This window comes from Ruminococcus sp. CAG:57 (assembly GCF_000435935.1).
In the GTDB taxonomy this organism is placed as follows: domain Bacteria; phylum Bacillota; class Clostridia; order Oscillospirales; family Ruminococcaceae; genus Hominimerdicola; species Hominimerdicola aceti.
Map to the genome: position 1 here is coordinate 1 of NZ_FR890697.1, position 1,024 is coordinate 1,024.

2 protein-coding genes are annotated in these 1,024 nt (G+C 35.4%); both read right to left on the minus strand.

Going from position 1 to position 1,024, the window contains the following annotated elements:
• Positions 1-57 precede the first annotated feature (57 nt).
• Positions 58-240, minus strand: a complete 183-nt coding sequence (locus tag QVO88_RS02360; protein WP_022286932.1) for a hypothetical protein — start codon at positions 238-240, stop codon at positions 58-60.
• Positions 241-414: 174 nt separating this feature from the next.
• Entirely contained in the window at positions 415-888 is a 474-nt protein-coding gene (locus tag QVO88_RS02365) for a hypothetical protein (RefSeq protein ID WP_022286933.1), read from the minus strand.
• Between the last annotated feature and the right edge of the window lie 136 nt (positions 889-1,024).

A 1,024-nucleotide genomic window follows, 5' to 3' on the forward strand; every position in this document is an offset into this window, starting at 1 on the left:
TTCAAATCATTAAAACTTCTTTATGAGTACCCGCTTTTAGTCAAGCGGTTATTTGTATTATTCAATATCGATTATCGGCTCCCACCGATAATGTCCGTTACACTCTTTATTAGTGCAGACAAAGTAATGTGCCTTATCTGCTGTTGTATTCACAGGAACATAGTAGCCGTTATGGCAAACAGGACACTCAACTTTTTCGCCTTTTTTTAACTTTGTGAGAATATCATTTTCTTCTGCCATGAACATAGCCCCCTTTTCTCCAGTTAAATTCAGGATAAACGTCTTTTACTGCAAGCTTTGAACACCACGCACAACACTTGCTGTGGTCTGAGCGGATAACGTACACCCTAAGTCCTGCGATGAAACGAAAATTGACTCACACGCTCACGTGGAGCGTACGTTAAAGTTACATATTTAGCAAAAGTTTAATTCTAAATAATCAGGCATTTCCAAACTGTAGTGTACATAGCCAGGATTTTCTGTGAATGTTTTATCCTTATCATATTCACCATTTACATATTTATCTAAGTTAATAGATTGCTCTAAATATTCAAAGTTCCACTCAAATTTACAAGCTTCCCAAATAGTCATATCTGAATATTCTGCAGAAGGACTACTCAAAAGTTCTTTAAGCAACTTTTTTTCTTTATGCGAAAGTTTCCAAAGCTTTTGGTCTTCTGCATTTTTATTTTCAACATAATCTGCTGAATTAAATAAAATTCTAACCACCTTAGCAGCATCTCCATAATAAACGTTATTATAAAATTTGAAATAAGGATGTCCCTGCCTTTCAGAATCGGGATTTACAGCGATACTTACATTATTCTGATTATCCCTACATACAGTTGACATTTCATCTAAGTATTCTTTCAAAAATAATTTAATCATTGCATGATACCTCTCTCTTTTTTACATTATCGTATTTCAACTCACACGCTCACGTGGAGCGTGACACAGCTTGCAGGGTCTATGTATTCAAGCATTTTATTTCAACTCACACGCTCACATGGAGCGTGACTTATTC